Source organism: Turicimonas muris (assembly GCF_002221595.1).
Classification (GTDB): domain Bacteria; phylum Pseudomonadota; class Gammaproteobacteria; order Burkholderiales; family Burkholderiaceae_F; genus Turicimonas; species Turicimonas muris.
This window is the reverse complement of record NZ_NHMP01000010.1, coordinates 45,237-70,421: the sequence shown is the minus strand read 5'-3', so window position 1 is coordinate 70,421 and position 25,185 is coordinate 45,237. Positions and strand designations below refer to the sequence as shown.

20 protein-coding genes are annotated in these 25,185 nt (G+C 40.7%); 11 read left to right on the top strand and 9 right to left on the bottom strand.

The features are described 5' to 3' along the window. The first annotated feature begins 35 nt into the window (after nt 1-35). Entirely contained in the window at nt 36-941 is a 906-nt protein-coding gene (locus ADH67_RS11795; protein WP_066592339.1) for a DMT family transporter, read from the top strand. Here ADH67_RS11795 and ADH67_RS11790 read toward each other — a convergent pair. Continuing rightward, nucleotides 938-1,663 (bottom strand): DUF554 domain-containing protein, encoded by a 726-nt coding sequence (locus ADH67_RS11790; protein ID WP_066592341.1) that lies wholly within the window; start codon nt 1,661-1,663, stop codon nt 938-940. The two genes, ADH67_RS11795 and ADH67_RS11790, sit on opposite strands and share 4 nt — an antisense overlap. A 1,690-nt stretch (nt 1,664-3,353) precedes the next feature. Between ADH67_RS11790 and ADH67_RS11785 the strand changes: the two genes are divergently transcribed. After that, a complete protein-coding gene (locus tag ADH67_RS11785; protein WP_066592344.1) occupies nt 3,354-4,595 on the top strand; it encodes a dicarboxylate/amino acid:cation symporter in 1,242 nt (413 codons plus the stop codon). A 315-nt stretch (nt 4,596-4,910) separates the two neighbouring features. Here the strand turns inward: ADH67_RS11785 and ADH67_RS11775 are convergent, their stop codons facing one another. Beyond that, nucleotides 4,911-5,375 carry a peroxiredoxin gene (locus tag ADH67_RS11775; protein ID WP_066595707.1) on the bottom strand — a complete coding sequence of 155 codons (465 nt, stop codon included), beginning with the start codon at nt 5,373-5,375 and terminating at the stop codon, nt 4,911-4,913. A gap of 107 nt (nt 5,376-5,482) precedes the next feature. Further along, entirely contained in the window at nt 5,483-6,691 is a 1,209-nt protein-coding gene (locus tag ADH67_RS11770; protein ID WP_143597749.1) for a hypothetical protein, read from the bottom strand. A 145-nt stretch (nt 6,692-6,836) separates the two neighbouring features. On the opposite strand from ADH67_RS11770, the gene ADH67_RS11765 reads away from it, so the two are divergent. Then, nucleotides 6,837-7,253, top strand: coding sequence for a deoxycytidylate deaminase (locus tag ADH67_RS11765; protein WP_066595708.1), 417 nt, complete (start codon nt 6,837-6,839; stop codon nt 7,251-7,253). 38 nt (nt 7,254-7,291) lie between these two features. On the opposite strand, the gene ADH67_RS11760 is transcribed toward ADH67_RS11765, so the two are convergent. Continuing rightward, nucleotides 7,292-7,666 carry a hypothetical protein gene (locus ADH67_RS11760; protein WP_066592347.1) on the bottom strand — a complete coding sequence of 125 codons (375 nt, stop codon included), beginning with the start codon at nt 7,664-7,666 and terminating at the stop codon, nt 7,292-7,294. A 520-nt stretch (nt 7,667-8,186) separates the two neighbouring features. On the opposite strand from ADH67_RS11760, the gene ADH67_RS11755 reads away from it, so the two are divergent. The 4 genes from ADH67_RS11755 (at nt 8,187) to ADH67_RS11740 (ending at nt 14,394) form a co-directional block, all read left to right on the top strand. Next, nucleotides 8,187-11,312, top strand: a complete 3,126-nt coding sequence (locus ADH67_RS11755) for a molybdopterin-dependent oxidoreductase (RefSeq protein WP_066592352.1) — start codon at nt 8,187-8,189, stop codon at nt 11,310-11,312. A gap of 13 nt (nt 11,313-11,325) precedes the next feature. Then, on the top strand, nt 11,326-12,258 hold the full coding sequence (locus tag ADH67_RS11750) for a 4Fe-4S dicluster domain-containing protein (protein WP_066592355.1): 933 nt from the start codon (nt 11,326-11,328) through the stop codon (nt 12,256-12,258). A 10-nt stretch (nt 12,259-12,268) separates the two neighbouring features. After that, nucleotides 12,269-13,039, top strand: a complete 771-nt coding sequence (locus ADH67_RS11745; RefSeq protein WP_066592360.1) for a cytochrome b/b6 domain-containing protein — start codon at nt 12,269-12,271, stop codon at nt 13,037-13,039. 197 nt (nt 13,040-13,236) lie between these two features. Next, a complete protein-coding gene (locus ADH67_RS11740; protein ID WP_066592362.1) occupies nt 13,237-14,394 on the top strand; it encodes an MFS transporter in 1,158 nt (385 codons plus the stop codon). On the opposite strand, the gene ADH67_RS11735 is transcribed toward ADH67_RS11740, so the two are convergent. From ADH67_RS11735 to ADH67_RS11725, 3 genes are read right to left on the bottom strand one after another with little or no spacing between them, the layout of a single operon-like run. Then, nucleotides 14,395-14,859, bottom strand: coding sequence for a YbaK/EbsC family protein (locus tag ADH67_RS11735; RefSeq protein ID WP_066592363.1), 465 nt, complete (start codon nt 14,857-14,859; stop codon nt 14,395-14,397). Between the two features lie 2 nt (nt 14,860-14,861). Continuing rightward, nucleotides 14,862-15,518 carry an HAD family hydrolase gene (locus ADH67_RS11730; RefSeq protein WP_066592366.1) on the bottom strand — a complete coding sequence of 219 codons (657 nt, stop codon included), beginning with the start codon at nt 15,516-15,518 and terminating at the stop codon, nt 14,862-14,864. Then, entirely contained in the window at nt 15,519-16,976 is a 1,458-nt protein-coding gene (locus ADH67_RS11725; protein ID WP_066592369.1) for an Rne/Rng family ribonuclease, read from the bottom strand. Nucleotides 16,977-17,129: 153 nt separating this feature from the next. On the opposite strand from ADH67_RS11725, the gene ADH67_RS11720 reads away from it, so the two are divergent. The 3 genes from ADH67_RS11720 to ADH67_RS11710 all read left to right on the top strand — a co-directional run bounded on the left by ADH67_RS11720 (nt 17,130) and on the right by ADH67_RS11710 (nt 21,937). Continuing rightward, nucleotides 17,130-18,638, top strand: a complete 1,509-nt coding sequence (locus ADH67_RS11720) for a DUF2868 domain-containing protein (protein WP_066592372.1) — start codon at nt 17,130-17,132, stop codon at nt 18,636-18,638. 8 nt (nt 18,639-18,646) lie between these two features. Beyond that, entirely contained in the window at nt 18,647-20,101 is a 1,455-nt protein-coding gene (locus ADH67_RS11715; protein ID WP_066592374.1) for a DUF3482 domain-containing protein, read from the top strand. A 186-nt stretch (nt 20,102-20,287) separates the two neighbouring features. Then, nucleotides 20,288-21,937, top strand: a complete 1,650-nt coding sequence (locus ADH67_RS11710) for a transposase (RefSeq protein ID WP_066592376.1) — start codon at nt 20,288-20,290, stop codon at nt 21,935-21,937. A gap of 60 nt (nt 21,938-21,997) precedes the next feature. On the opposite strand, the gene ADH67_RS11705 is transcribed toward ADH67_RS11710, so the two are convergent. Next, entirely contained in the window at nt 21,998-22,657 is a 660-nt protein-coding gene (locus tag ADH67_RS11705; protein WP_066592378.1) for a trimeric intracellular cation channel family protein, read from the bottom strand. A 691-nt stretch (nt 22,658-23,348) separates the two neighbouring features. Between ADH67_RS11705 and ADH67_RS11700 the strand changes: the two genes are divergently transcribed. Further along, a complete protein-coding gene (locus ADH67_RS11700; protein WP_066592386.1) occupies nt 23,349-24,299 on the top strand; it encodes a universal stress protein in 951 nt (316 codons plus the stop codon). A gap of 14 nt (nt 24,300-24,313) precedes the next feature. Here ADH67_RS11700 and fdhD read toward each other — a convergent pair whose 3' ends face one another. Next, nucleotides 24,314-25,129, bottom strand: a complete 816-nt coding sequence (gene fdhD / locus ADH67_RS11695) for a formate dehydrogenase accessory sulfurtransferase FdhD (protein WP_084081461.1) — start codon at nt 25,127-25,129, stop codon at nt 24,314-24,316. Nucleotides 25,130-25,185: the final 56 nt, after the last annotated feature.

Sequence of the window (25,185 nt, the reverse complement as noted above, 5' to 3'; positions counted from 1 at the left end):
TTTTCAGACTAATACAAGATTAATAAAAACAATATATGTCTAATTCTTTAAAAGGCGTTCTTCTTGCTTCTTTTGCCGGCTGGTGCTGGGGCTCTATGGCCGTCTGCGCTCAATACTTATTCAATTCTTGTGGTTTTGTTTCGTCAGACCTAACCACACTTAGACTTTTCGGCTCAGGCGTTTGCCTTTTATTGCTTTATGCAATTTCCACCAAAAGTAATATTTTTGCTCCTTTTAAAGATTTTAGAAACTTAAGAGATGTTGTTGTATACGGGATTGGGGTTCTTCTGATTCAGTGGACTTTCTTTAAAGCGATTTCCGTAAGTAATGCCGGAACTGCTGCCATCATGGTTGGCTTTGGGCCGTTATTCATTATTTTTTATTTCGTTCTAACAAAAGGAAGAAAACCGAGCCTCAAAGAAATTATCTGCTTAGCATTAGCGTTGGTAGGTGTTTTTCTTCTTGTTTCAAAAGGGAATTTTCAAATTTTTGACTTGTCTTGGGCAGGTGTGCTTTGGGGCTTAGCATCTGCAGCGTTCGGTGCTTTTTGTACTGTTCAGCCAAAGCAAGTTATTGAAAGAGCAGGGGTTTCTTTTGTTGTCGGCTGGGGAATGCTAATCGGTGGTTTAATTGCTATGTGTTTTACCTCTCCGTTCAATGACAATGCACAGTGGACAATTCCGGCCATTCTTGCTTATGCCCAGATCGTTCTTTTCGGCACAGTAGCGGCTTTCTGGTGTTATCTGAAAAGTACGGAATTTGTTCTTCCGTCCATTTCGGCAATCCTTGGCTCCTTTGAACCGTTCTCAGCAGTTCTCTTATCCGTTATTTTCTTGAATTCGTCTTTTAATACTTATGAACTTATCGGCGGAACTGCTATTGTCGCTAACATGATTATCCTAGCTTGGCCCCAAAAAACTCAGCCGAGAAAGACCATCTAATTAAACCAAGGAAGATAGGCAAAAAGAACGGCCACTAGAAGAACGGGAAGCATATTTGCAACTTCGAACTTTTTACCAAAAATTAGATTCACTCCAACGCAAAAAATCAAAATAGATCCGGTCATTGATAGATAATCAAGCGCCTTGGAAGTCAATACCGGTTCTATAAAAACTGCAAGAAGCGTAATAGAGCCTTGAAAAATTCCTACGGGAATTGCTGAGAAGGCACAGCCAATACCGAGAGACGCAGTCAAAATTAAAATAATGACGAAATCTAATACCGATTTCGCCAGTAAGATGGATATGTCTTGATTAATTCCGTCTTGAATTGCGCCGACAACTGCCATTGCACCAATACAAACCGTCAAAGAGGAAACGACAAAAGCAGTTATGAAGTTATTGTCGTTTTGTCTGTTAGCTTTAGCTTTCAGAAACTCTCCAAATTTCTCAATTTTTTCTTCAAGCTTGCCAATCGTTCCAATTAACGTTCCAATAGCATAACTCAGAATAATCACCATGACGCCGGAAGAGGAAAGGTGAGGTCCTTCAACCTTAAGCATTTGTTCAAGGCATCCGGCAATTCCTATAAAAAGAGTACAAAGTCCGCATGCAGAAATCAGCGCATTTTGATTTTCTTTTGATAAATGCTTCCCGAAAAACGTACCAAGTACGCCGCCACAAACAATGGCAAAAATATTAATAATAGTACCGAGTCCAAACATTTTTGTTTTGGGAATTGAGTTTTATTAATTATAGAAAATTACCTTTAAAAGTAAGATTCAATCTGATAAGTGATTACGATACGTCAATATATAGTGAATATATAAATTTAAAATAATAACAATAAGTATTTTGGCAATATATAAAATAAATATGTAATGATTTTATCTTTTGAAATTTGAAATATTATAAAAAATATGCATTCTATTTAATCTCTATTTATTCTTAATATTAATGTTATTTATAAGTTTTATTTGATTACCTAAAATACTTAATTTAAGATAAATATTTTTAACAAACAAATAGGAAAAGAATAGGGGGCAGACTAGTAATTTTCATAGATCAATTCTATTAAAATCATATATCTTAATGTTTTTAAAAGAATTATTAATTATATCCACAATTCTGCACCTTTCCTTTAGATTAATACAATAATTTATTGTTTTTAAAACATTTTCTTTTCTATAGAACAAAAACAACTCAGCCAATAGGAAATACCTAATGAAATTTTGATTTGATTCATTGTCATGACATCAATTAGAGTAAATAACAAAACATTTATTGATAATTAGATTTAATTAAAATCTTTTAAAAATTAATTAAAATGATTAGAATTACTAAAACTAGTTAAATATAAACTAATCTAATCTATAAATAATAATTTTTATTACATTAGATATACTCATTACTTAATATTTCAACAAAATCTTTAAATATAACCTAAGAATAATTTGAGTATTGAAAACAATCTTTATTAACGATTAAATAATAAATAACAGAGAAGAAACCTAAAATAAATATTGTCAAAACAATCCTCATAAATAAAGAGAAGAGATTTATAAGAGAAATAAAAATAATTCAGAACAGCTTATAAATTTATGAGAAGGAAATTAAAAGAAACAAGTATGAAGCTACTAAGAAGAAAATTTCCTCAAAATTACCATTAACTCAACATAACTATTATTATGTTGAGTTATATTTAGGCCCAAAAATGGCTTTATTTTTATCTTTTTCTTCTTTTTATAGCTTCAAAAAAAAATATAAAAATTTTTAAATATATTAAAAATATTCAACTGTTTTTTTTAAAACATCTCAAAATATAAAATTTGGTTGTATTCTCCTAGGCTGATTAGTTCTCCATTCAAATTTTTAATAACTCTCAGAATAATTGAAAACCTTTCTTGCTTTTAGCAATCTTCTTAAATTCTTTCAAAATATCGGCTAAAAATTTTCACTTCTGTTCATATCCTGCCTTTCAATTTTTACAGCAATAAAATAAAGAATTTACATGCGTTAATTAAGCCTCTTATTAAACTCTTAAGATACTTTCGTTTTATTTTTTGTCTAATTTTCTATAAAAATCAAAAAAACCTTTGGTACCCAATTGGTTTATACAAATATTTGTTCTAATTTTCATAAGCTTTTTGGCACTTTTGCATCCTATTTTCGTTGATAAAAAGCTTATTTAAGAATCAGTTTCGTTTCCAAATAGAGATAATTATTTCATGAAGTGAAATTCTTTTATCTAGTAGTAGTTTTTATACAACTGACTTTGTAGTTAATTCAAATTAATAAGAACCCTTTTGCGTTTTTCTCACCAAAAATAAGTAATCACACTGAAATAGATTTATCATAGTTACTAGTTGTAAAGAAAATTACAATTATTCGTGATAAACCCTATTGGAGAAAATTATGGCTAAGAAATCATTTTGGTTTGGTCTGCCAATGCAAATGATGTACGGTCTGGTGCTCGGTGTCATTGTGGGTACCATGGTTTCTACAGAATTTGCCACTACTTGGCTTCAACCCCTCGGTCAACTTTTCATTCGATTGATTCGAATGGTAGTAGTTCCTCTTGTTATAGCCACTTTGATCGCCGGTGCTGCCGGACTTGGTGATGCAAGTAAGATCGGATCAATTGCTGTAAAAACAATTTTAATCTTTGCTATTACAACGGCAGTGGCTGTTACTATTGGTTTGATTGTTGCAAACTTTATGGATCCGGGACTTGGTCTTTCAATTTCCGTTGAAGGACTCAAGGCAAAATCTGCAACTCCACCTCCACTTTCTAAAGTTTTGATGGAAATTGTTCCAATCAATCCTATCGATGCCTTTGGTAAAGGCAATATGCTTCAGGTAATTTTCTTCTCCATCTTTTTTGGTTTCTGTATTTCCGTTATGGGCGAACCAGCTAAGATGCTGACAGACTTTTTCCAAAAAGTCGGCGATGTCATGATCCGCATGACTAACTATGTAATGCTTTATGCTCCTATCGGTGTGTTTGGCCTTATCTCTTACACAGTTACTAAACACGGATTGGCAGTTTTGTTGCCTCTCGGAAAATTAATCCTTTGCGCATTTATCGCTACTGTAATTTTTGTCGTTATTACCTACTTGCCTTTGGTCAAGTTGATCGGCATGAGCATTTCAAAATTCTTAAAAGGGGTTTTTGAACCATGGTTAATCGCTTTTACCACCTGCTCTTCTGCCGCCGCTTTGGCTATCAACCTTGAAAGTACAAGACAATTAGGTTCTTCCAAGGCAATTGCCTCTTTCGTTATTCCTCTTGGAAACACCATCAACATGAACGGTACTTCCATTTACATGGGCGTAACCGCTGTATTCGCTGCTCAGGTTTTCGGCATCGATCTTACAATGACTCAACAGTTTGAAATTGTACTCATGGGTGTTCTTGCAGCTGTCGGTACAGCAGGTGTTCCGGGAGCCGGTTTGATCATGACAACCTTGGTCTTTACAGAAGTTGGTATTCCTCTTGAAGCCGTTGCCTTGATCGCTGGTGTTGATAGAATTCTCGATATGATCAGAACTTCTGTTAACGTCCTCGGTGATAACCTTACTGCCTTAGTAGTTTCCAAACTCGAAGGCACTCTCGGTACAGAAAAAATGGATAGCGATTCGCAGTTAGCTAGCTAATCCAAAATAAGTAAATGAGACCTCGCTTTTGCGAGGTCTTTTCTTAAGTTGAGTAAAAATTTGTTATAAGATTTCGCTTTCTTGGTATTCTAGAAGCTGAAGCAATTTTTTAAAAGACGATGGATCTACTTTCTTCATTTAACAATTGGCTCCAGACTTTTCTATATGAAATATCTAGTGGCCTTGACCTAACAGATTTCTTTGTCGGTCTACGAGATGACATGAATTTCTTTTCTTACTATCTTGATGAAATTCTTGACACAATCAAAACTCTCGCTCGTATTTTTACAAGCGGCATACTCTTTTAACTTGATTTTAGATACTAAGATCTTTAACTAGCTGATCTACATGAGTTTTTGAATTCACCTTTCTATATTCATGGGTAAGAATTCCGAGTTCATTTATTACAAAGGTTGATCTCTCGATACCAAGATATTTCTTACCATACATGTTCTTCATCTTCAGAACGCCATATTCTTTACAAACAAATTCTGTCGGATCAGACAGCAAAGTAAAAGGTAATTCTTTATTCAATTTAAATTTTGCATGGCTAGCAACAGAATCTCTTGATACTCCTAAAACCACATAACCAGAGTCAGTAAATTTTTTAAGGTTATCTTTGAAACTTAGAGCTTCAAAAGTGCAGCCGGAAGTATTATCTTTTGGATAAAAGTACAAAACTACTTTTTTTCCTAAAAGATCAGCAAGACTAAGTTCACTTCCTGTATCCGTTGATAAGGTAAAGTCAGGAGCTTTTTCACCAACAACTGCTCTATTCATTGCAGCGATTTTTTCAAGATCTACAGGATTCTCATTTTTATTTAAGTGGCACATTTCTTGTCCTTAAAACAAAGGCCTGTAAAAACAGGCCTTCTAAAAAGTTAAATTTATTTATTCAATTCGTTTTTAGGAATAATCGGTTCTGAAATCTTCTCAACTTCAGCCTGTTTGTTTGTTCCATTCTTCGTAGAAGCGTCTTCTAAAATAATAACACTATCTTCCGGTTTCTTATCTTCCTTAACAGTCTTATTATCTAATTTAACATTTTCTTTTATTTCTTTTTCTTTATTTTCTTTTAAATCATTAATTGGTTTTTCTAAAGGTTTTTCAAAAGAGTCAAAAGTTGTTTTTATATTATCCTTTTTTTCTTTTATCTCTTCTTTTACTAATTTAAATTCTGATTTTATTTCAGACTTATTTTCAGTTTTTTCCTTAGATTTAATCTCTGCCATGACATCTTTTTTTACGTCCGGCTTTACTTCTTTATCTGTTTTTTTAGTAAATCTATCGAAACCAAAACCAAAGCCCTTTTTCTCCTTTGGTTCCATAGGATTCTTTACTTCCGGAGCTGTTTTAAGGGGTGTATCGAGCTTGGAATCAACACCATTCTTACCGTCCCTGACAACTTCTTTTTTCAAAGCAGGTTCTTTGTCCCCTCCTTCGTTGCTGACTTTTTTCTTTTTGTCAATAGGTGCTCTGAAGGCATTGACGTAAAGAATAAAGCTCAATAAGGCTGCAAGCCCTGAAGCTGCTAAAACAAAATACCATTCCGGGAAGTTAAATGTCAGTCTCAGAATATTTAACGGAGTATTGGTTGGGTGGAAAAACCATACTGCACCGGACAACGTACTCCAGAAAACAAGATTAAAACCAAAGACCCATCGAGAAGCAGTTCCCCTTCCGTTAATACAACAGATAGAAAAACCTAACAAGAATAAGATGAAAGTCATTACTGCATTTTCCACCTGTAAGAAACCTGCCCATCCCGTAATAAATTCAGGATGCTTCATAGCTGGTTCGGGAGCTTGGTAAGTATCAGTTATTTGTAATGAAGGTTCACTTTTTGCCTCAATTGAAGCAGATTTTTGAAGCATTTCTACTTTTGGTACTTCAACTTTATTTTCTGTATTATTAGACGGCGAAACTTCAATAGTATCCGGAACCTTTTGAAGCAAAGCTGTAGCTGTTTTATTTAGAATTTGAATTTGTTTTTGTTCGGGATAAAAAATATTTTCTCCTTTCACATACAGAAAATATCCAAATAATGAATGGAGAAGCATTCCGATAAAACAGATTAAGGCAAGTAAAACTTTCATAGCTAGACCTGTAAGAAATATTTTCATAAGGTTAGCACACTGACTATTTCCGGAAGCTACACAAAATCCATTTTGAACCGTATTTTTGAGGCTTTCGGCTCAAATTGCTAAAATCCGTTTTGGTTTTCTTTTCAGAGAGAAAAAAATGGATATCAAAAAAGATAACGCCATGTACATGGAGATTGCTCTTCTAACTTCAAAAAGAAGTTATGCGAAGCGTCTCAAAGTTGGATGCGTGATAGTGAAAAATCATTCCATTATTTCTTTCGGTTGGAACGGAATGCCTACCGGTTACGATAATTGCTGTGAGGATGAAGTCGATGGAAAACTTATCACGAAGCCGGAAGTCCAGCATGCTGAACTAAATGCGATTGCCAAACTGGCTCAGAATGGCTATTCATCCGAAGGCGCAAAAATTTTTATTACTCACAGCCCTTGCCTCCACTGCTCTCTTCTTATTCAAAAGTGTGGGATAAAAGAAGTGTACTACCACACTACTTACCGGAGCTCAGACGGACTCGAATTCTTAAAAAAATCAGGTATTAAAGTCGAACAACTCTAAAAAAGGCTCCTTTGGAGCCTTTATGAAAAGAGAGTTTCTTACTTGGTTAGCTTATCTTTAAGAGTTTTGACTCCTTCATTGACCATATCATTGAATTGACCAAAGGTGATTCCAGAATACTTTTCTTTCGTCTTTTGGACCGCCTGATTAATCATGTCCCGGATTTCTCCTTCAGTTATTCCGCTGTATTTTTCTTTGAACTTAGCCAAAGAAGCAGCAATTAAGTCATTCAGCTCGCCTTCGGTCACATCACTTTCTTTATCCAGAGCTCTAGGATCCTGAACGAATTTACCTACTGCTGTTGCGACCAAATTTGAAAGTCCTTCGACTCCTTGTCCGCTTTCGGCTAGATATTTCATGGCGGCATCATTTAACTCTTCCGGCACTGAAACGTCCCATTTAACTAGTGACATCTTTATCTCCAAAAACCGTGAAAAAATTTCACATTAGTAACTCAATAATAAGAAGGATCCGGCGTAAATCTCTTACTTATTAACCAAAAAGAGTTATCAAGATCAATGTATAAATAAGGGTTTTCTTGAATAACCTGCTAAGTGTTTTCTTTAATATAAAAGCCACATTTCTTACGCAAGAACAGGAAAAAATATTTTAATTTGTATTATCAATTGTAAGTTTAGATTTCACAATTCATCCGTTTAGATAGGAATATCGTCCGTTCTTGAATGATCAGCAATACCCTCCTATTTTTGTAAACTCCCTGGCGTTCAATCAATCTAGACAAATTCTATAACTAATGATGTATATATTTTTATAACTCTTAATAATTGCCCATTAAGCCGAGTGGATGATTGTCTGTTTGAATATTCACTTTTATAGTTCCTTGGAATAGTTGGATCCCCCAACACTACTATCGTCTGAGGCAAATTCCACCCCCTTTTTTGGAAGCACCTCGGAAAAGGAATTCTAGGCATTATGCAAACTACACGAAGACATTTTCTAAAATCGTCTGCAGCATTTAGTCTTGCTTCTGCTGCCTTCAGCGCAAAAGCTGCCGGCAGATTTGTTCCAGGACAAGTCAAACCTTGGAAGCTGCACGATACTCAAGAGTTCTTAAATATTTGCTGCTACTGCTCCGGTGGCTGCGGCACAATTTGTTCTGTCAGAGACGGACAATTAGTTAACATTGAAGGCGACCCAGATAACCCCTGCAACTTGGGCGGCCTTTGCCCGAAAGGTTCTGCTTTAACAGGCCTTAGAGACATCGTTTCTCCGAAACAGAAACTCATTAATCACCCTTATCGTCTGACACAGCCTTTGGTTAGAAGACCGGGTTCTAAGGAATGGGAACCAATCTCTTGGAGCCAGATCATTGATGAAATCGCACGTGCAATCAAAAAGACACGTGACGAATCCTACACAGCTGTTGAAAACGGAGTTACAGTAAACCGCTGCGAAGGTATTGCCAGCTTCGGCGCTGCTCAGCTCAATAACGAAGAAGGTTACTTGGTTCAGAAATTTGCACGTTCTTTGGGTGTCGTTCAGATCGATAACCAGACTCGTGTTTGCCACTCTTCTACAGTTTCCGGCTTGGCCCCATCCTTTGGCCGTGGTTCTATGACCAGCCACTGGTGCGACTTCCAAAACTCAGACGTCATTCTTTCCATCGGTGCCAACAACGTAGAAAACCATCCATTGTCTTCCCGCTGGGTTCATAAAGCAGTAGATAAAGGCGCTAAATGGATTGTTGTTGACCCAAGATTCAACAGAACAGCTTCTCAAGCCGATATTTTTGCTCATATCCGTCCGGGCACAGATATTGCCTTCTTCGGCGGTATGATCAACTATATTCTCTCCAACAACCTTTATCAGAAAGAGTATGTCAAGGCCTATACCAACGCCACATACCTCATCAATAAAGACTTCAACTTTGACGTTGATGACGGCTTATTCACAGGGTGGGAAGATAAAGAACACGCATACGACAACAGAACATGGATGTATCAGACAGAAGAAGTCATTCCATGGGATTCTGAACCAGGTGCCAACGGCGCATGGATTAACAACCCGGGCGTTCCAAAATTTAATGCTCCTGCATTGAAAGTACCTAAGAAAGATCCGACCTTACAGGATCCACACTGCGTACTTAACTTGATGGCTAAGCATTATTCCCGTTACACCCTTGAAAAAGTTTATGAAGTTACAGGCATTGATCCGGAATTGCTTGAACTCATTTACAAGACATATGCAGCTTCCGGAGCACCAGAAAAGAGCGGCAACATTCTTTACGCCCTTGGACAGACTCAGCACTCCTACGGTTCTCAGAACTGTCGTATTATGTGCGTTGTCCAGCTTCTCCTTGGAAACGTTGGCGTTGCCGGCGGCGGCATCAACGCATTGCGCGGTGAACCAAACGTTCAGGGTTCAACCGACATTGGCGCAACAATGGACTTCACGCCTGGATACTTGGCATGGCCAATCTCCCAAAAGCATCCGACATTAAATGCCTACTTGTCCGCTGAAACATACGCAGCCGGTTACTACATGAACAAACCAAAATTCATGGTTTCCTTGCTTAAAGAATGGTTCGGTGAAAACGCTACAGCTGAGAACGATTACTGCTATGACCTTCTTCCGAAACGTTCCTTGAAGCACAACGATAGTACTATTCCTTCCTTCCAGTACATGAACGAAGGACAAGTTAAAGGCTACTTAGTCTGGGGTATGAATCCGGCTCACTCTGCTTCTAACGCCAAGTTCACAAGACATGCTATGGCTAAGCTTGACTGGCTTGTCGTTGCTGACTGGTTCGAAACAGAAACTGCTTCCTTCTGGAAAGCTCCGGACATGGATCCGACAAAAATCAATACTACCGTCTATATGTTGCCAGCAGCTTTGATTTATGAAAAAGAAGGATCCATTAATAACTCTGGCCGCTGGATGCAATGGAGACAGAAAGCCATTGAACCGCAGGGTCAGGCTAAGAGCGACTTCGAAATCCTTTCTCGTTTGTTCCTTAGAATTCGTCAGATCTATGCTAATGAAGGCGGTGTAAACCCAGAACAGATCCTTAAGGTCAACTGGAACTACAGAGACCCAATGGGCCACCTCGACGTTAAGAGCGTTTCTCACGCACTCAATGGTTACAACACCAAGACTGGCAAACTCCTTGGCGGCTATCATCAATTGACAGCCGACGGTTCAACAGCCTGCGGCGACTGGATTTTCGGCGGCTTCTACAACAATGAAGTTGCTAAGTGGGATCCGATGGAACAGCCATGTGCACGCCGTTCCTTAAATGACCCATCCGGCTTAGGCCTCTACTCCGAATGGTCCTTCTCATGGCCGGCAAACAGAAGAGTTCTCTACAACAGAGCTTCTGCTGACCCACAGGGCAAACCATGGAATCCAAACAAGATGCTTGTTTCTTGGAACGGGGAAAAATGGGTTAACAACGACGTTGGTGACTTCGTAACTTCTAAGGTTGAAAACGGTAAAGTTGTTCAAGTCCCACCAAATGACAACGCCTTCTTTATGACGTGGGAACAGCACTCCAGATTGTTTGCTTACCCGATGAAAGATGGTCCGATGCCAGAGCACTATGAACCGTATGAATCTCCTGTCAAGAACCTTCTTAACGGAAGAAATGACAGCCCAATGGTTCAGTTCACACAGTGGAAGAATGTTCAACGCGGTAACGCTGAAGAATTCCCGATTGTTGCAACAAGCTACTCCATTACAGAACACTGGCAGAGCGGTACACAAACAAGAAATATTCCTTGGCTTGTTGAGGTACAACCTCAGCCATTCGTTGAAATCTCCGAAGAATTGGCTAAAGAAAAAGGCATTAGAAACGGCGACAGAATCAGAGTCTTTAACAAACGCGGTTCTATCGTAGCCTGGGCAATGGTAACAGTACGTCTCAGACCAATGACTGTTAACAATAAACCAGTTCACACAATCGGACTTGTTCACCACTGGAGCTGGGCATCTGCCTTCTCAACCGGTGACACAATGAATGATTTGACACCAAACGTAGGCGATCCAAACTCTTATATTCCTGAATATAAGGCGTTCCTCGTTAATGTTGAGAAAGCCTAAGGAGGTAAAATAAATGACTACTAAATATATTAATCAAGAAGTAGCAATGCTTTTTGACTCCTCCAAGTGCACAGCATGTAAAGGATGTCAGATTGCTTGTAAGCAGTGGAACGTTTTGTTCTCACCACTCGGTTTGAACGAAAACAAGTTCACAGGAAGCTACCAAGCTCCTATGGACTTGAATGGAAGCAACCGTTTGATCATGACTTTCAAAGAAAAAAGAACTGAAAGCAAGGTCAGACCGGTGGAATGGGCTTTCGGAAGACGCTCCTGCTTCCACTGCACGGAAGCTGGCTGCGCCATGGTCTGCCCGACCGGTGCTCTTAAGATTCAGCCTAACGGTGTAGTTTCCGTTAACAAAGATATCTGCATTGGCTGCCAGTACTGCCAGATGGCTTGCCCGTTCGATGTTCCACGTTACTACGGCGTTGGCGATGACACAGCCAAGATCGACAAGTGCACAATGTGCTGGGATCGTCTTGAAAACGGTATGAAACCAGCTTGTGTTTCCACTTGCCAACCGGGCGCCCTCCACTTTGGTCCTCGTGATGAGATGATCAAGCTTGGTAAGGAACGTGTTGAATTCATGAAGTCCAGAGGCTATGACAAAGCTGAACTTTACGGCGAAAAAGAAATGGGCGGTTTGCACATTCTTCAAGTCTGCAAGTTTGGTCGCGAAGCTGCCGATCTTCCGGCAGATCCGAAGCTCTCTCCAATGGTCTCCATGTCTCAGCTCTCCAAACCGGCTGCCGGACTTGCTGCCATTGCAACAGCTGGCGGCTTAGCAGTCTCCTTGATTGCTGCTATCGGCTACAGACGCAAGAAACTGTCTGTTGAAGAAGCACGCAAGACATGGACAACACGTCAACGTACAGAAGGCGACAAGCTTGTTGTTGACGAACTCGACAAAATGAAAAAAGATCAAGCTGATCAAGGGTCAAAATAAGAGGTAAATCATGGTTGAAAAATATATCAAGAGACATTCTTTTCTGGCTCGTTTCACCCACGGAACAGCAGCCATCTGCTGTATTCTGTTAATTTTCAGCGGAATCTTTGTTTTCGTCCCGGCTGCTAATGCTTGGGCCGGTCCAGAGTTCACTATTGCGATGAGATGGCTGCACCGTTTGGCCGCTATTCCATTCATCCTCGTGCCGTTGTATGCCTTCTTCTTCTCCTTGAAAGGAGCAAAGCATTTGTTCTGCCAGAACATTTTTGGAAAGTGGGATGAAGACGACTACATCTTCGCTAAGAAGTTCCTTCCATACTTGTTCGCTCCTGGCAAAGTTCACATGCCACCTCAGAGAGAAGTTAAGAGTATGCAGCGCGTTGCTGACGGCACCTTGTTGTTCGCCGGTATCTTCGCAGCCATCAGCGGCATGATCATGTGGCTCAACACAGGTCTGCTCCCTGGCGGTGAATGGGCTATCCATTTCTCCCAGACAACATTGTTTGTTGCTAAGACAGTTCACATCGTCGCTTTCTTAGTATTCATCGTGTTCGGCTTGGGTCACGTTTACCTTGGCGGCGGCATCTTCCAGCCGTACCGTGGTACAGCCCGCTTGATGTTCGGCGACGGTAAAGTCAGTGAAGCTGATGCAGCTTATCACTGGGGATACTGGGCCAACGTCAAGATCGCTACTGGCGAAGGCGTCTCTGAAGAACAGAAGAACGATCCTGATCCGGTTCTGATCAAAGAAGCTCAGGCCGGTGTAAAAAAGGCCAGATAATCAAAAGTTAAATCTTTAATTTGCTAAAGATCCCGAAGTTAACCCTTCGGGATTTTTTTCGTCGGTATAGAAAAAATTTCTATTTGACTTATCTCCTTTCTTCTATCTTATAATGGTGGCTTCCGAGTGGTTTGCGCACCTTTTTCAATCGGACTCTTTCTCAAGGCAAAGGCGAAATATTCTTGAGAAGGAATCACATGCTTAACAAAAGTTCTATTCAATTACTCTCGGTTGCATACTTTTTTGCCGCTCCCGGACTTTCGTTCAGCTTACTAACATCTCGGATGCCTGCTTTATCTCAGAGACTTGGTATTGATCCTGCAATTGTGGGACTTATTTTGTTTTGTCTAGGATGCTCAAGCCTGTGTGCAATGGCCTTAACACCAAAACTTACAGCGAAATACAGCTCCAAACGCTTAATCACTATCGCAGCTTTACTTTGTCCTCTCTTCGTAATTCTTTGCGGCCTTTCTCCTAACATCTACGTTTTCTTTGTTTGTGTAGCCGCACTGGGTCTTTCTCTTGGCTTCGTCGATGTCACAATGAATGTACAAGGCGTTTTACTGGAAAAAGCAGAAAATAAATCTCGATTATCTTTTCTCCATGCGGTTTTTGCGCTTGCAGCCGCGGCTGCTTCCTTTGCAAGCGGCCTACTGACTTCTTTAGGTGCTGACCCCTATTTGAATTTTTTAATTTTGGGTGTGCCCTACGCCTGTTTCATTCCTCTCGCCTCAAAAAGACTTTTTGATGATAAAGAAAGCGATGAAGAAAAAACGGAACGAACAAAGTCCGTTAAATCTGTCCCGTTATTCATTATCTTTTGCGGAGTCTTCTGTCTTCTTGCCTCAGAAACCGAAGGTGTCGTTGTCGATTGGGGCAGCCTTTACATGGCATCACTTGACGGCGTGTCCCAAGCCATTGCAGCCCTTACCTTCGGATTCTTTTCTTTAGCCACAGCCGGCTGCAGATTATTCTGTGACAGGCTTAGAGATAATTACGGAGACAAAACGATTGCTGCGGCCGGAGGAGTTCTTAGCAGTCTTGGAGGCCTTTTAGTTGTACTTACTCCTTCTTTTCCTCTTCTGACTCTCATTGGTTTTGCGCTGTTAGGCGCCGGGCTCTCCCCTATCGTGCCCATTCTATTCAGCGCCGGAGGAAAAGTCCCGGGAGTTTCCCCCGCCATTGCAAGCTCCACAATTGCGCTTTTCAATTACGGAGGAATGCTTTTTGTCCCACCGCTTTTCGGCTACATAGTGCAGCACACCTCTCTGGCAATGCCCTTCATTTGCTCTATCTTCTCTTGTCTTGTCATTGCCGTCGGCTGCGGAGTACTTCTAAACAAAAGGCCTCATTAATCACTTAGTTACTGCCACCCAGGACTTTGGCTCAACTAAATCCTCCAGTTCTTGAATAGTTAATTTAATAGCGGTATTCGGTGTTCCGCAAGCAGGATAAACGTAATCAAAGACTTTCAAAGAATCGTCCAAATATATTTCCAAACCGTCATTTTGTTCAGTAAAAGGACACACTCCGCCGACAGGAAACCCCGTCCTGTCGGCCACCTCTTCAGCTCTAAGCATTTTTGCTTTGGTTGAAAAAGTCTCTTTGAACTTTTTGTTATCTACTTTTGCAGTACCTGCACAAACAAGCATCACGGTTTTTTCTCTAACATCAAAGCTCAAAGTTTTCGCTATTCTCGCCGGTTCACAACCAAGTGCCTGTGCAGCCAAATCCACAGTAGCCGTCGAGTCTTTCATTATAAGAATTTTGTCTGCATAGTTTCTTGCTGCCAAAAAATCTTTGGCTATTTTCTCTTCCATCTTTACAACCTTAAAAACTTTCTTAACTCTTCTGCTGAGCCGCACAGAGATAGCGGATTCATTTTCTGAAGATCTTCTTTTTTAGCCGCGCCGTAAGTCACTGCAACCGAAGATGCTCCGGCATTTTGAGCCATTTGTAGATCTAAACAAGAATCTCCGATTACCAGCATTTTCGAGCACTCGACTCCGGAATCGTCACTGATCGAATAAAGCATGGAGGGATTTGGCTTGGAAAAATTATCGTCAGCAGTTTGAACACTTTCAAACAACTCCTCCAAACCGTATTTAGTTAAAACGCGCTTCATTCCTTTATTGCTCTTTCCGGTAGCAATCCCTAAACGAAGCCCTGCGGCATGCATATCTCTTAAAAGAGTTTCCATGCCGTCTATGAGCTGCAAATTTGCTTCTCGAGGCAGATAGTGACTTGTATAAAAACCAAAATACTCCGAAAACCGTTCGGGAGGACAATCCGGACAGCAAATTCTCAGACACTTTTCCGTACTTAAACCGATCGTTGAACGAACCACATCATCGTCCGGCACCGGAAATCCCATTTCTTTGCAGGCATACTGATAGCTGCAGATGATTGAACTTATGGTGTCGAGAACAGTTCCGTCCCAGTCAAATACAAAAAAATCAAAATCTTTATAAGAAACCATTTATTTAACTAAAACGTCATACTGTTCTTGAAGGAATTCACTTTCCAATTGAAGTTTTATCGGCTTCTGTATTGAGTCGCCTAATAAAGCCAGAGCTTCGCTTTCTTCGTCTAAAAACATATCGATAACGCTCTGGTTAGCCAGAATAGTGAATTCTTTAGCGTCTTTGAACTGATGATATTCACGCAAAACTGCACGCAAGATCTCATAGCAGACTGTCCTTGCAGTTTTGATTTCGCCTCGCCCTCCACAGGTAGGACAGGTTTCGCACATTAAATGGGCCAAAGACTCTCGAGTTCTTTTACGCGTAATCTGGACCAAACCAAGCTCTGTAAAGTCGCTAATGAAGATCCGGTTTCTGTCATTCTTCACCGCATTTCTAAGCTCTGACAGGACGCCTGCCTGATGCTCGGGATTATTCATGTCGATAAAGTCCACGATAATAATGCCTCCGAGATTTCTCAGTCTCAACTGTCGTGCAATCGCATGCGTAGCTTCAAGATTTGTTTTGTAGATTGTATCTGCAAAGTCCCTTCTTCCGACAAAGCCTCCGGTATTGACGTCAATCGTCGTCATAGCTTCGGTTTGGTCAAGAATCAAATAACCTCCGGATTTCAAATTCACGCGCCGGCTCAGAGAATCTTGAATCTCGGCTTCAAGATTGTACTGATCAAACAAGGGTCTTTCGCTTTGATAAAGAGAAAGCAAGCCAAGTGAGTCGGGAACGAACTTCTCTGCAAAAGATCTGAGTTCTTCATAAACGTGAGGATTGTCCACAAGAATCTTGGATGTTTTCTCGTTTACGAGGTCTCTTAATACTTTCTGCCCAATAGAAACATCATAGTAAAGAAGTGCCGGTGCAGGTGTGACGTGAGTTTTCTTTTCAATTTCCTGCCACTGTTTAACCAAGAACTTCATGTCATTTACGAAGTCCTCCGGCTGAGCATCCTCACCGCTCGTCCGAACAATAAAGCCGCCTTTTTGCGGACCTTCAGTTTTGGTTATCAGTTCAACAGCTTCTTTTAAGCGTTCCCTTTCAGCGCTGTCTTCAATTTTTTGACTAACTCCGATATGAGAATCAAATGGCAGATATACAAGGAGACGGCCCGCTAAACTGATTTCAGTTGTCAGCCTGGCTCCTTTTGTCCCAATCGGATCTTTAGCTACTTGAACTAAAACAACTTGTCCTTCATGAAGAAGTTTTTCTATGGGTGCAGTTCCGTTTTCTTGCTGTGCTTGGCGCATATCTCCGACATGAAGAAATCCAGCCCGAGGAAGGCCGATTTCTATAAAAGCCGACTGCATTCCAGGCAGAACTTTTCCGACAATACCTAAATATATATTTCCAATCAGGGAAGCCTCTGCGAATCTTTCGATCCGTAATTCTTGAAGAGTGCCGTCTTCCAGTACAGCTACTCTTGCCTCATGAATCGAACTATTGATTAATATTTCCTGCATTTTTTATCCTAATTTTTTGGATAATTTTATCCTCATAGAAGCAGGATTTACTTCTCTACAAGAAAACACACCTTGATTCCTTAATTTGTGTGGCTCCCTGCATTTTCAATTTATCTTGCGGGATAATGCAGTATCTTTTGAAAATGCAGTGATATGTTTAACAGTAAAAGCAAAGCTAATAACACCTCATCAAAGGCAGATAAAAACAAAAAATTAAGCATTGATGATGTTAAAGAGTTGACTTGGACCCGCATCCTTGAATTATCGGCGCTCGAACAGAAAAAATTTACTGCCGAAGACAGCTCTACATGCACCTCAGAAGCAGCCTTGCAAGTGGGAGAAAGCGGTTCTCAAAAAGATTTCCTCCTGACTCGTGCGACGAAAGTTCTCGATCTTCTAAAGCAAAAAGCACCGGAACTTCTTCAGCCGGAACCCTCAGACTTACGAGTATGGACTATCGGGCTTATTTTTGTTTGTCTTGCATTTCTGCTTGGCGTCATTACTGATGAACTGGCAACGACCGGCAACAAAATCAACTTACTGTCTCCCCCTCTTCTCGGCTTGTTCTTATGGAACATCTTGATATATATATGGCTTATGGTCTCCTTCATCGTACGTTGCGTAAGAAAAGAAAAGACCTTCGGAGCAGGACCTTTGAGAGAGCTTTTAAGTTCTTCGTTCACCAAGATTCAGACGACTGCAAGTAAGAAAAGTCCTACTCTTACCCAATTCTTTAAAATTTGGATACCGGCTGAAGCTCCCTACCTACGCAGAATCGTTGCCTGTATTCTCCATTTGTCGGCAATGTGTTTTGGGTTGGGTCTTATCTTTTCAATCGGCATTAGAGGCTGGGGAACAGCCTATACGGCCGGATGGGAGAGCACCTGGCTTGCTGAGAAACCGAACGCAGTTCTGGCCTTCCTTAATTTGGTCTATAACATCCTTCCAAGCAACGACAATCTCTTTCAGACGTTAAATACTGAAGTTGTCAAAAATATGCGGTTTGATGTCACTCCCGCCGGAGTTCCCGCAACTTACTGGATGATTCGATTAATTACCGCAACGGCAATTATCGTTATCATCCCTCGCTTGTTCTTATTCCTTTATAACAAGGTGAGAGCAAATTTCATTAAAAACAACTTTCCTATTAATCTTCAAACACCTTATTATCAAAACATTATTCGACAGTGGCATGGACAATCAATGACAATCAGAGTACTACCTTTCGGAAAAGACCTTACAACGGAAGAAAAGAACAATATTGAGGATCTTTCTTTAGCGATTAATCAGTCCGGGAACAAGTTTATTTTCGAGCCGACAGCGCATGAAGATACTCCTCTTCCAACAATCGAAAACGGTAAAGCTGAAGAGCTTTGGATTGTTTTCTCGATGGCTGCCACTCCGGAAAAAGAAGTACATATTCAATTCGCCAAAGATATCCGAGATTTGTGCAATAAAAATGAGGCATCATGCAAAGTCCTTATTAATTCAGACGTCTTTATTGAAAGATTCTCCGGAACTCCTAAGAGAATCGAAGAAAGAAAGAAGAATTGGTCTACATTCTTGGACAGCACAGCCGTTCCCTATGCCTTTGCTAATTTAGATTCTTTAAACGTTAAAGAAATCTCGGAAGAATTTGATAAAACATCTAACCATCATTAGATCTAGACATGAAACAAGATCCCCAGAAAATCAATTTATCTTTAGTGAGCCACACCAACGTTGGTAAAACGACTCTGGCCAGAACTCTTCTAGGAAGAGATATCGGAGAGGTGGAGGATCGCTCACACGTCACAACCGAACCTGAAGACTATGTTTTGCTTCGTGCCCCTGATGACAGCGAACTGATTCTTTGGGATACTCCGGGATTTGGAGACAGTGTCCGCCTAGCTAAACGTCTTGCGGGAAGAAGCAATCCTATCGGGTGGTTTACCAGTGAAGTTTGGGATCGCTTAACCGACAGGACTCTCTGGCTGAATCAGCAAGCGCTGAAACATATCAAGGACATTTCTAACGTAATCTTGTATTTGGTTAATGCCAGCGAATCCCCGGACTCCGTGCCTTACGTCAAGGCCGAAATGGAAATCCTTACTTGGATTGATAAGCCGGTCATCGTCCTATTGAACCAAATGGGAGAGATTCTTCCGCGGGAAGAAGAAAACAAAGAAGTTCAGTTGTGGAAAGACTTTTTAAGCAATTACAAATTCATTGTTGCTGTTCTCCCTCTGGATGCATTTGCAAGATGCTGGGCGCAAGAATATGAACTTTGGGATGAAATCGGCAAAGCACTGCCCCCTGAACAGCAAGCGGCATTTACTTCTTTGAAGGCCACCTGGGTAAGGCAAAAACAGGCTCTTTACTCCAGCTCTATGGATGCCATGGCCGGATATTTGGTCAAACTCAGCAACGATAAAGAAATTCTTGCAGCACAGTCCTTGGTTGAAAGACTTAGAGCGATTGGCAGAACTCTTGGTTTCATCAAAAAAGATCTTCATGGTGAAATTCAGGACGCTCAAGTAGCCCTTTCTACAAGAGCTGCAGATTGGCTTTGCAACTTAACACAGAAGCTGATTTCCATTAACGGCCTTGAAGGAAAAGGCGTTAAGGGAGAAATTCTGAGAAGAATGCGTACTGACTGGGTGACGGAAGAAAAAATCGATACAACAGCCGCTACGCTATTCGGTGCTGTGGCAGGCGGTGCTGTAACCGGATTAGCTGCAGATATCGCTACGGGAGGTTTAACGTTAGGTGCCGGAACCATTGGCGGTGCTATTGCCGGTGCTTTGGGAGGCGTCGGAGCAGCTACTGCTTACAACGTAAAGAAAGGTACGAAGGAAAATCTTATCAGCTGGAGTCCATCCGCAATGGAAGGCTTCGTGGTAGAAACAGTATTGCTTTATTTAGCCGTTGCACATTTCGGCCGCGGCCGCGGCAAATGGGAACAAAGCGAATCTCCTGCCTTTTGGAAGTCCCTTGTGGAAAAGATTGTGAAAGAAGAAAATTTTGATTTCAAAGACTTCAGAAATCAAAAGATCGATGCGGATCAAAGAAAAGCCGAATTTGTGAAGCTTTTAGATTCCGTGACAAGAAAGGTTTTCAAAGAACTTTACGGCGTAACGATTTAGCACTAAGCCAAAAACAACAAAGAGGCTGTTGCAAAATTCCCTCTTCCTAAGAGGGATTTTCACAGCCCTTCTTCTATTGACAAAAAGTATTCTATATAAGAATTATCCCGTTGATTTAAAAGCAAACAGAGGGAATCGAACCCCCTGCATGCTATGGTGAAGTGTTCTATACCAAAGACACTTACCATGGCCTATTTTACCGTTTCTGAGGACTTGCTTTTTTATGCCTGTCCCCTTCCGCTATCTGAGCGTAAAAAACTTGACGCATATTTGTTACTTTTAGAGAAATCATCTGCTGGAAAATACTTAAAGCAGATAAACTTCGATTCTGAGCCTGGCAGACCAAAAATCGACCAGTGCCGACTCTTTGCTGCGGTTCTATATTGCTTTGCCCTTGGTAAAGCCTCTCTCCGAGAAATGGAGACGGCCTGCTTCACGGATCTAAGAATCATTTACTTAATCGGGGACGTCCAGCCAAGTGCAGCGAGTTTCTCTCGGTTCGTCACAAGTTTAATTCCAAATATGCCTGCTATTTTTGCGACAATAATGAAGCGCATCTTTTCCGAATGCGGGAAAGATATGGACACGCTCTATTTGGACGGAAGCAAATTTGAAGCCAACGCTAACAAGTACAAATTTGTTTGGAAACCCACGACTCTTCATCTTCGACTAAGTGAGAAAGTGGCTAACCTATTGAAATTAATGCATCTAGAGGAAGGTCTGCCCAACGAAGGAGTTATTCCGGCAAAAACTATTATGAAAAAAATAGAAGATGCAGAAAAAATATCTTCAACCCTCATAGGTGGTGGTGAAAAGGCTCTTTTAAAAATGAAATCTCAGCTTTCTCAGTACCTAATAAAATCAATTGAGTACGAAGAGAAAAAAGCTATCTGCGGAGAATCTAGGAATTCTTACTACAAAACCGACCACGATGCTACTGCCATGTGCCTGAAGGAAGATTACTACAGTGGGTTAGGTAGCCAAATGCATGCTGCGTATAACACCCAAATCTTAGTGAGTAACGGTTTTATCGTTACGTACTACGTGTCACAAGACAGAACCGATGCGCGTACTCTTGCGCCGACATTAGACCAATTCTTCCAATGGTACGGAATTTATCCCAAAAGAGTTTGCGCAGACGCAGGCTATGGAAGTGTTAACAATTATGAATATTGTGAACAGAAAGGAATCCAAGCCTTCATCAAATACACAGCCTGGAACGGTGAAAAGACTGGAAGAAATCCTGCCACTTATGAGTACATCGATACGCAAACTATCCGGTGTTTGGGAGGGCGCGTGGGAGAAAGAATACAGTGTCCCGAGGGCTATTATTCCAAGGCGGACTATGCTTTCTTCCTGGTCAAAAGCTGCGCTAAATGTGACTTTGAGGGCTATTGCAAACGCTTCTTAAAAAGCAAATCGAAAAGAAGCCGGATTTTTGAAATTCAACCACGTTGGGTCCAGTTGAAGCAACAAGCTAGAGACAGACTTCTGTCTCCCGAAGGCATAGAAATCAGAGTTAATAGGAGTTGTCAGGTTGAAGGTGCCTTCGGAGTAATTAAGCAGAATATGGACTACAAAAGGTTCAGACGACGCTCGATGGGAAGGGTAACAGTCGAGTTCGCCTTGACTTGCCTAGGGATGAATATAAGAAAATATCTTAGGTTTGCAATGTCCGGCGTGCTCCCGTTTTATTGGGTTGCTCCTGAAAATTTAAAGGCAGAAACTTTCAAAACTCCATCAGCAAAAAGAATAAAAAACCGAATGGAAAAGAAGCGAAAACTACAACCTAACGAGATAGCTAAAAAGGGGTATAGGAGAAAGGGGAAGTACTAACTCGAAAAACATCGAATTTTGCAACATCCCCTTTGTTGTTTTTGAAGAAAGAATTCCAAATTAACGGTCGTGATCCGTATAAGATTTTGGCTCCAAGTATTTGATCTTCCAGTTGAAAATTACACAGGACATTCTTAAACCAACGATAAAAATCATACCGATCCAAAGAGACCATTCTAAAGAAAGTCCAAGCTCTAGAAGCATGATATAGAACCATCCCCCTAAGAAGCCAACAGAAGCATAAGGGGAGCGGTCAGAAACAACAGCCGGCATCTTATTCAAGAATACATCACGCATAAGACCGCCGAATACGCCGGTAATACAACCAATAATGACGGAAGAAAGCCAAGGAACGTTGGCTGCGAGAGAAAGAGAAGTTCCGGAAATACAGAAGATGCCTAAACCGATAGCGTCAGCGAAAATATACCAATCCTGAGCATTTTTTCTTTTCTCAAAAAAGTTATTTATCCAAGGCGCAACTGCAACAATGAGGAAGGTAGCAAGAACATAAGCCTCGTGATCGATCCAATAGAAAGGTCGTCTATCAATAATCAAATCACGCAGCATCCCACCGCCAAAAGCCGTGGAGAAAGCCACTATAAAGACCCCCACCGGGTCAATTTTTCTTTTCATACCTTCAAAAACCCCGGATAAGGCGAAGGCAACGATTCCTACAAAGTCGAAAACAGGAATTAAAGCATTTAAAGCCGTGATATCCATTTTCTCAAGCCGTTCATATTATTAAGAAAGTGGAAACTATATAGGAGAACAACTTAAATTGGTAAGCTTTTCTTCCAATTCCTAGGTGAAAACCTTATCCAAATGACAAAGTTAACTGCAAGAGGTTATTTCTATCCGGGGGTTGTTTTGTTTTTTACTTTGAGCGATGACAAGCTATGCCATCGGAACTGCTAAAGAATAAGTTGCAAACATGGTCAAACCCATGAATACCAATACAACCAAAGAAATTAATCGAACGAGTGTCGGACTTGTCAAATTAAACTCCCACAACAATCAAGATAACGAGGATTAGTTATTTTTATGTTCGATATTGCTCGAACTCACGAGAATTCTAAGCATATTTAACAAATAAAAAAAACGGGAAAACTCTTAGCTTTTGGGGCTGACAAGTAAACAAAATTTACAGTCAGAATACTCCTTCCTTCCCTCCTCAATTAAATCATCACGTTAGAAGAACACGCAAAGGAATGTGGAAATATAGCTAGTTACAGGAAGTCACAAAGCACCGTCGAATCTAAGGACTTCTACTATTCTAGGAATTACCTATCATTTCTATAGTTCTTCCTAAAACAGTCACTCACACTCTCAATCTTCTTTGCATTCTCAAAAAGTAATGATTCTGTCATCCGAAAAAATTAGAATGGAGTCAAAAGAACTACAAAGGACATTTATGAAAATACTTCTTCCTCTGGACGGCAGTGTTTATAGCAAGAAAGCCATCAATTACCTCTCTCATTTGGAAGACATTAAAAAATTTACTAATACAGTCTTCTTAGTCAATGTTCAGAAAAAAATTCCTTCATCTATTGAAAACAAACTCAAAAACGGAGTTGTTGAAGAGCTCCAAAATGCTGAGAGCCGAGCTATATTGAAACCGGCCAAAAAGAAACTTGAAGAAGCCGGTTACAAGGTAAAAACCAAGGTGTGCTTCGGACGTGCAACAGAAAATATCGTTAAGGTCTCCAAGGAAATTAAACCTGACTTGATTATTATGGGATCGCACGGGAGAACACCTGTTAAGGGTCTTTTGTTCGGCTCTAAAACCTCCTCCGTGCTCGCTTCTACCAAAGCTCCGATGCTGGTCTTAAGGAAGGAATCTCAGTATGCTGAAGACAGAATGCGTGTTGGAATTTGCATTGACGGATCTGAATACAGCAATGCCGCAATTAAATATGCCCAGCAACATATGCAGTTATTCGGCAAAGATCCTATCTTTTATCTCATCAATGTCATTACGCCTCATAGCGGACTGATTATTCCTGAAGTCTCAGCATTCGGTGCTCCCGCCATGACAAAGGAAGAGTTCGAAAGAGAACAAAGGATACCTTTTGATGAGAAAGTCGAGCCAATTTATGAAGAATTAAGAAACAAAGATATTGAGGCAAAAGTAGTCCTCCTAAAAGGAGATCCCTCAGAAGAAATCGCTAAATATGCGGTAGAGAACAACTTATCGCTGCTGATATTAGGCACCCATAGGCGAGGGGCGTTTACTTCCATGATGATGGGGTCGACAGCGATGAGAATCGGCTCTGCCTGCCACCTGCCCTTGCTCCTTGTTCACCATGTCACTGAAGAAGTAGAGGAAAGCAAAAATAAAGACGATACGTCTTCCGAGCGTTAAGAAAAACATCCGGATCAGAAAGATCCGAGGAATCTCTCAGGAGCTGTGTAAACGTTAGCTGAGTTTTCTCTGCAAAATGCGGCTAACGTTATATTTGCCTTTCTCGCCAGTTCAATAGCAGTATTGGTCGGAGCAGAAATAGCAAAGACGATTTCAATGCCGGAAACTGCAGCTTTCTGAACCATTTCGAAAGAGGCCCGAGAACTTAAAAATAAGACTTCCTTCTTCCAATTATTTATCGCTTTTAAGCCCAAGACTTTATCGAGAGCTACGTGTCGGCCGATATCCTCAATGCCTCCTAAAAAATTGCCTTCACTGTCTAAAGCCGCAACAGCATGCATACTTCCGGTCGCGGCTCCGATTTGCTGAGCCTCTCTGATTTTCTGGAGGCCGAAATGATAATGCTTCAAATCAAAAGTATAGGTGTTAGGAAGACGAGAAACTTCTTTATAGACCTTATCTAAATTTTCCGTACCACAGATTCCGCAGCCGGTGCGGCCTGCCATGCTCCTTCTTTGATCTTTGAGATTCCAGAAACAGCGAGGAGATATCTCCATTTCTACAACAAGACCATTGTGACAGCCCGGTTTAATCTCTATATCGAAGATATGGGAATAATCAGGAACGATTCCTTCAGAAATAGAGAAACCAACAGCAAACTCTTTCAGATGCTGCGGCGAGCACATCATTACAACATGAGAAAGGCCGTTATAAACCAATGCGACAGGAACTTCTTCCGCAACAAAATCCGACTTTTTCTTCCAAGACGGAAGTTTGATTACCTCAATCTCAGACTGGACCGGCGGCAAAGAAAAAATTTCTTCCTGCAATTCTCCCTCCTATTTGGCAGGAAATTTACGCAAAAAAGCGCGTAATCCGTAAAAAC

Coding starts and splice junctions, on each gene's coding strand:
- ADH67_RS11795 (WP_066592339.1), top strand. CDS start 36: ATGTCTAATTCTTTAAAAGGCGTTCTTCTTGCTTCTTTTGCCGGCTGG.
- ADH67_RS11790 (WP_066592341.1), bottom strand. CDS start 1,663: ATGTTTGGACTCGGTACTATTATTAATATTTTTGCCATTGTTTGTGGC.
- ADH67_RS11785 (WP_066592344.1), top strand. CDS start 3,354: ATGGCTAAGAAATCATTTTGGTTTGGTCTGCCAATGCAAATGATGTAC.
- ADH67_RS11775 (WP_066595707.1), bottom strand. CDS start 5,375: ATGAATAGAGCAGTTGTTGGTGAAAAAGCTCCTGACTTTACCTTATCA.
- ADH67_RS11770 (WP_143597749.1), bottom strand. CDS start 6,691: ATGAAAGTTTTACTTGCCTTAATCTGTTTTATCGGAATGCTTCTCCAT.
- ADH67_RS11765 (WP_066595708.1), top strand. CDS start 6,837: ATGGATATCAAAAAAGATAACGCCATGTACATGGAGATTGCTCTTCTA.
- ADH67_RS11760 (WP_066592347.1), bottom strand. CDS start 7,666: ATGTCACTAGTTAAATGGGACGTTTCAGTGCCGGAAGAGTTAAATGAT.
- ADH67_RS11755 (WP_066592352.1), top strand. CDS start 8,187: ATGCAAACTACACGAAGACATTTTCTAAAATCGTCTGCAGCATTTAGT.
- ADH67_RS11750 (WP_066592355.1), top strand. CDS start 11,326: ATGACTACTAAATATATTAATCAAGAAGTAGCAATGCTTTTTGACTCC.
- ADH67_RS11745 (WP_066592360.1), top strand. CDS start 12,269: ATGGTTGAAAAATATATCAAGAGACATTCTTTTCTGGCTCGTTTCACC.
- ADH67_RS11740 (WP_066592362.1), top strand. CDS start 13,237: ATGCTTAACAAAAGTTCTATTCAATTACTCTCGGTTGCATACTTTTTT.
- ADH67_RS11735 (WP_066592363.1), bottom strand. CDS start 14,859: ATGGAAGAGAAAATAGCCAAAGATTTTTTGGCAGCAAGAAACTATGCA.
- ADH67_RS11730 (WP_066592366.1), bottom strand. CDS start 15,518: ATGGTTTCTTATAAAGATTTTGATTTTTTTGTATTTGACTGGGACGGA.
- ADH67_RS11725 (WP_066592369.1), bottom strand. CDS start 16,976: ATGCAGGAAATATTAATCAATAGTTCGATTCATGAGGCAAGAGTAGCT.
- ADH67_RS11720 (WP_066592372.1), top strand. CDS start 17,130: ATGTTTAACAGTAAAAGCAAAGCTAATAACACCTCATCAAAGGCAGAT.
- ADH67_RS11715 (WP_066592374.1), top strand. CDS start 18,647: ATGAAACAAGATCCCCAGAAAATCAATTTATCTTTAGTGAGCCACACC.
- ADH67_RS11710 (WP_066592376.1), top strand. CDS start 20,288: ATGGCCTATTTTACCGTTTCTGAGGACTTGCTTTTTTATGCCTGTCCC.
- ADH67_RS11705 (WP_066592378.1), bottom strand. CDS start 22,657: ATGGATATCACGGCTTTAAATGCTTTAATTCCTGTTTTCGACTTTGTA.
- ADH67_RS11700 (WP_066592386.1), top strand. CDS start 23,349: ATGAAAATACTTCTTCCTCTGGACGGCAGTGTTTATAGCAAGAAAGCC.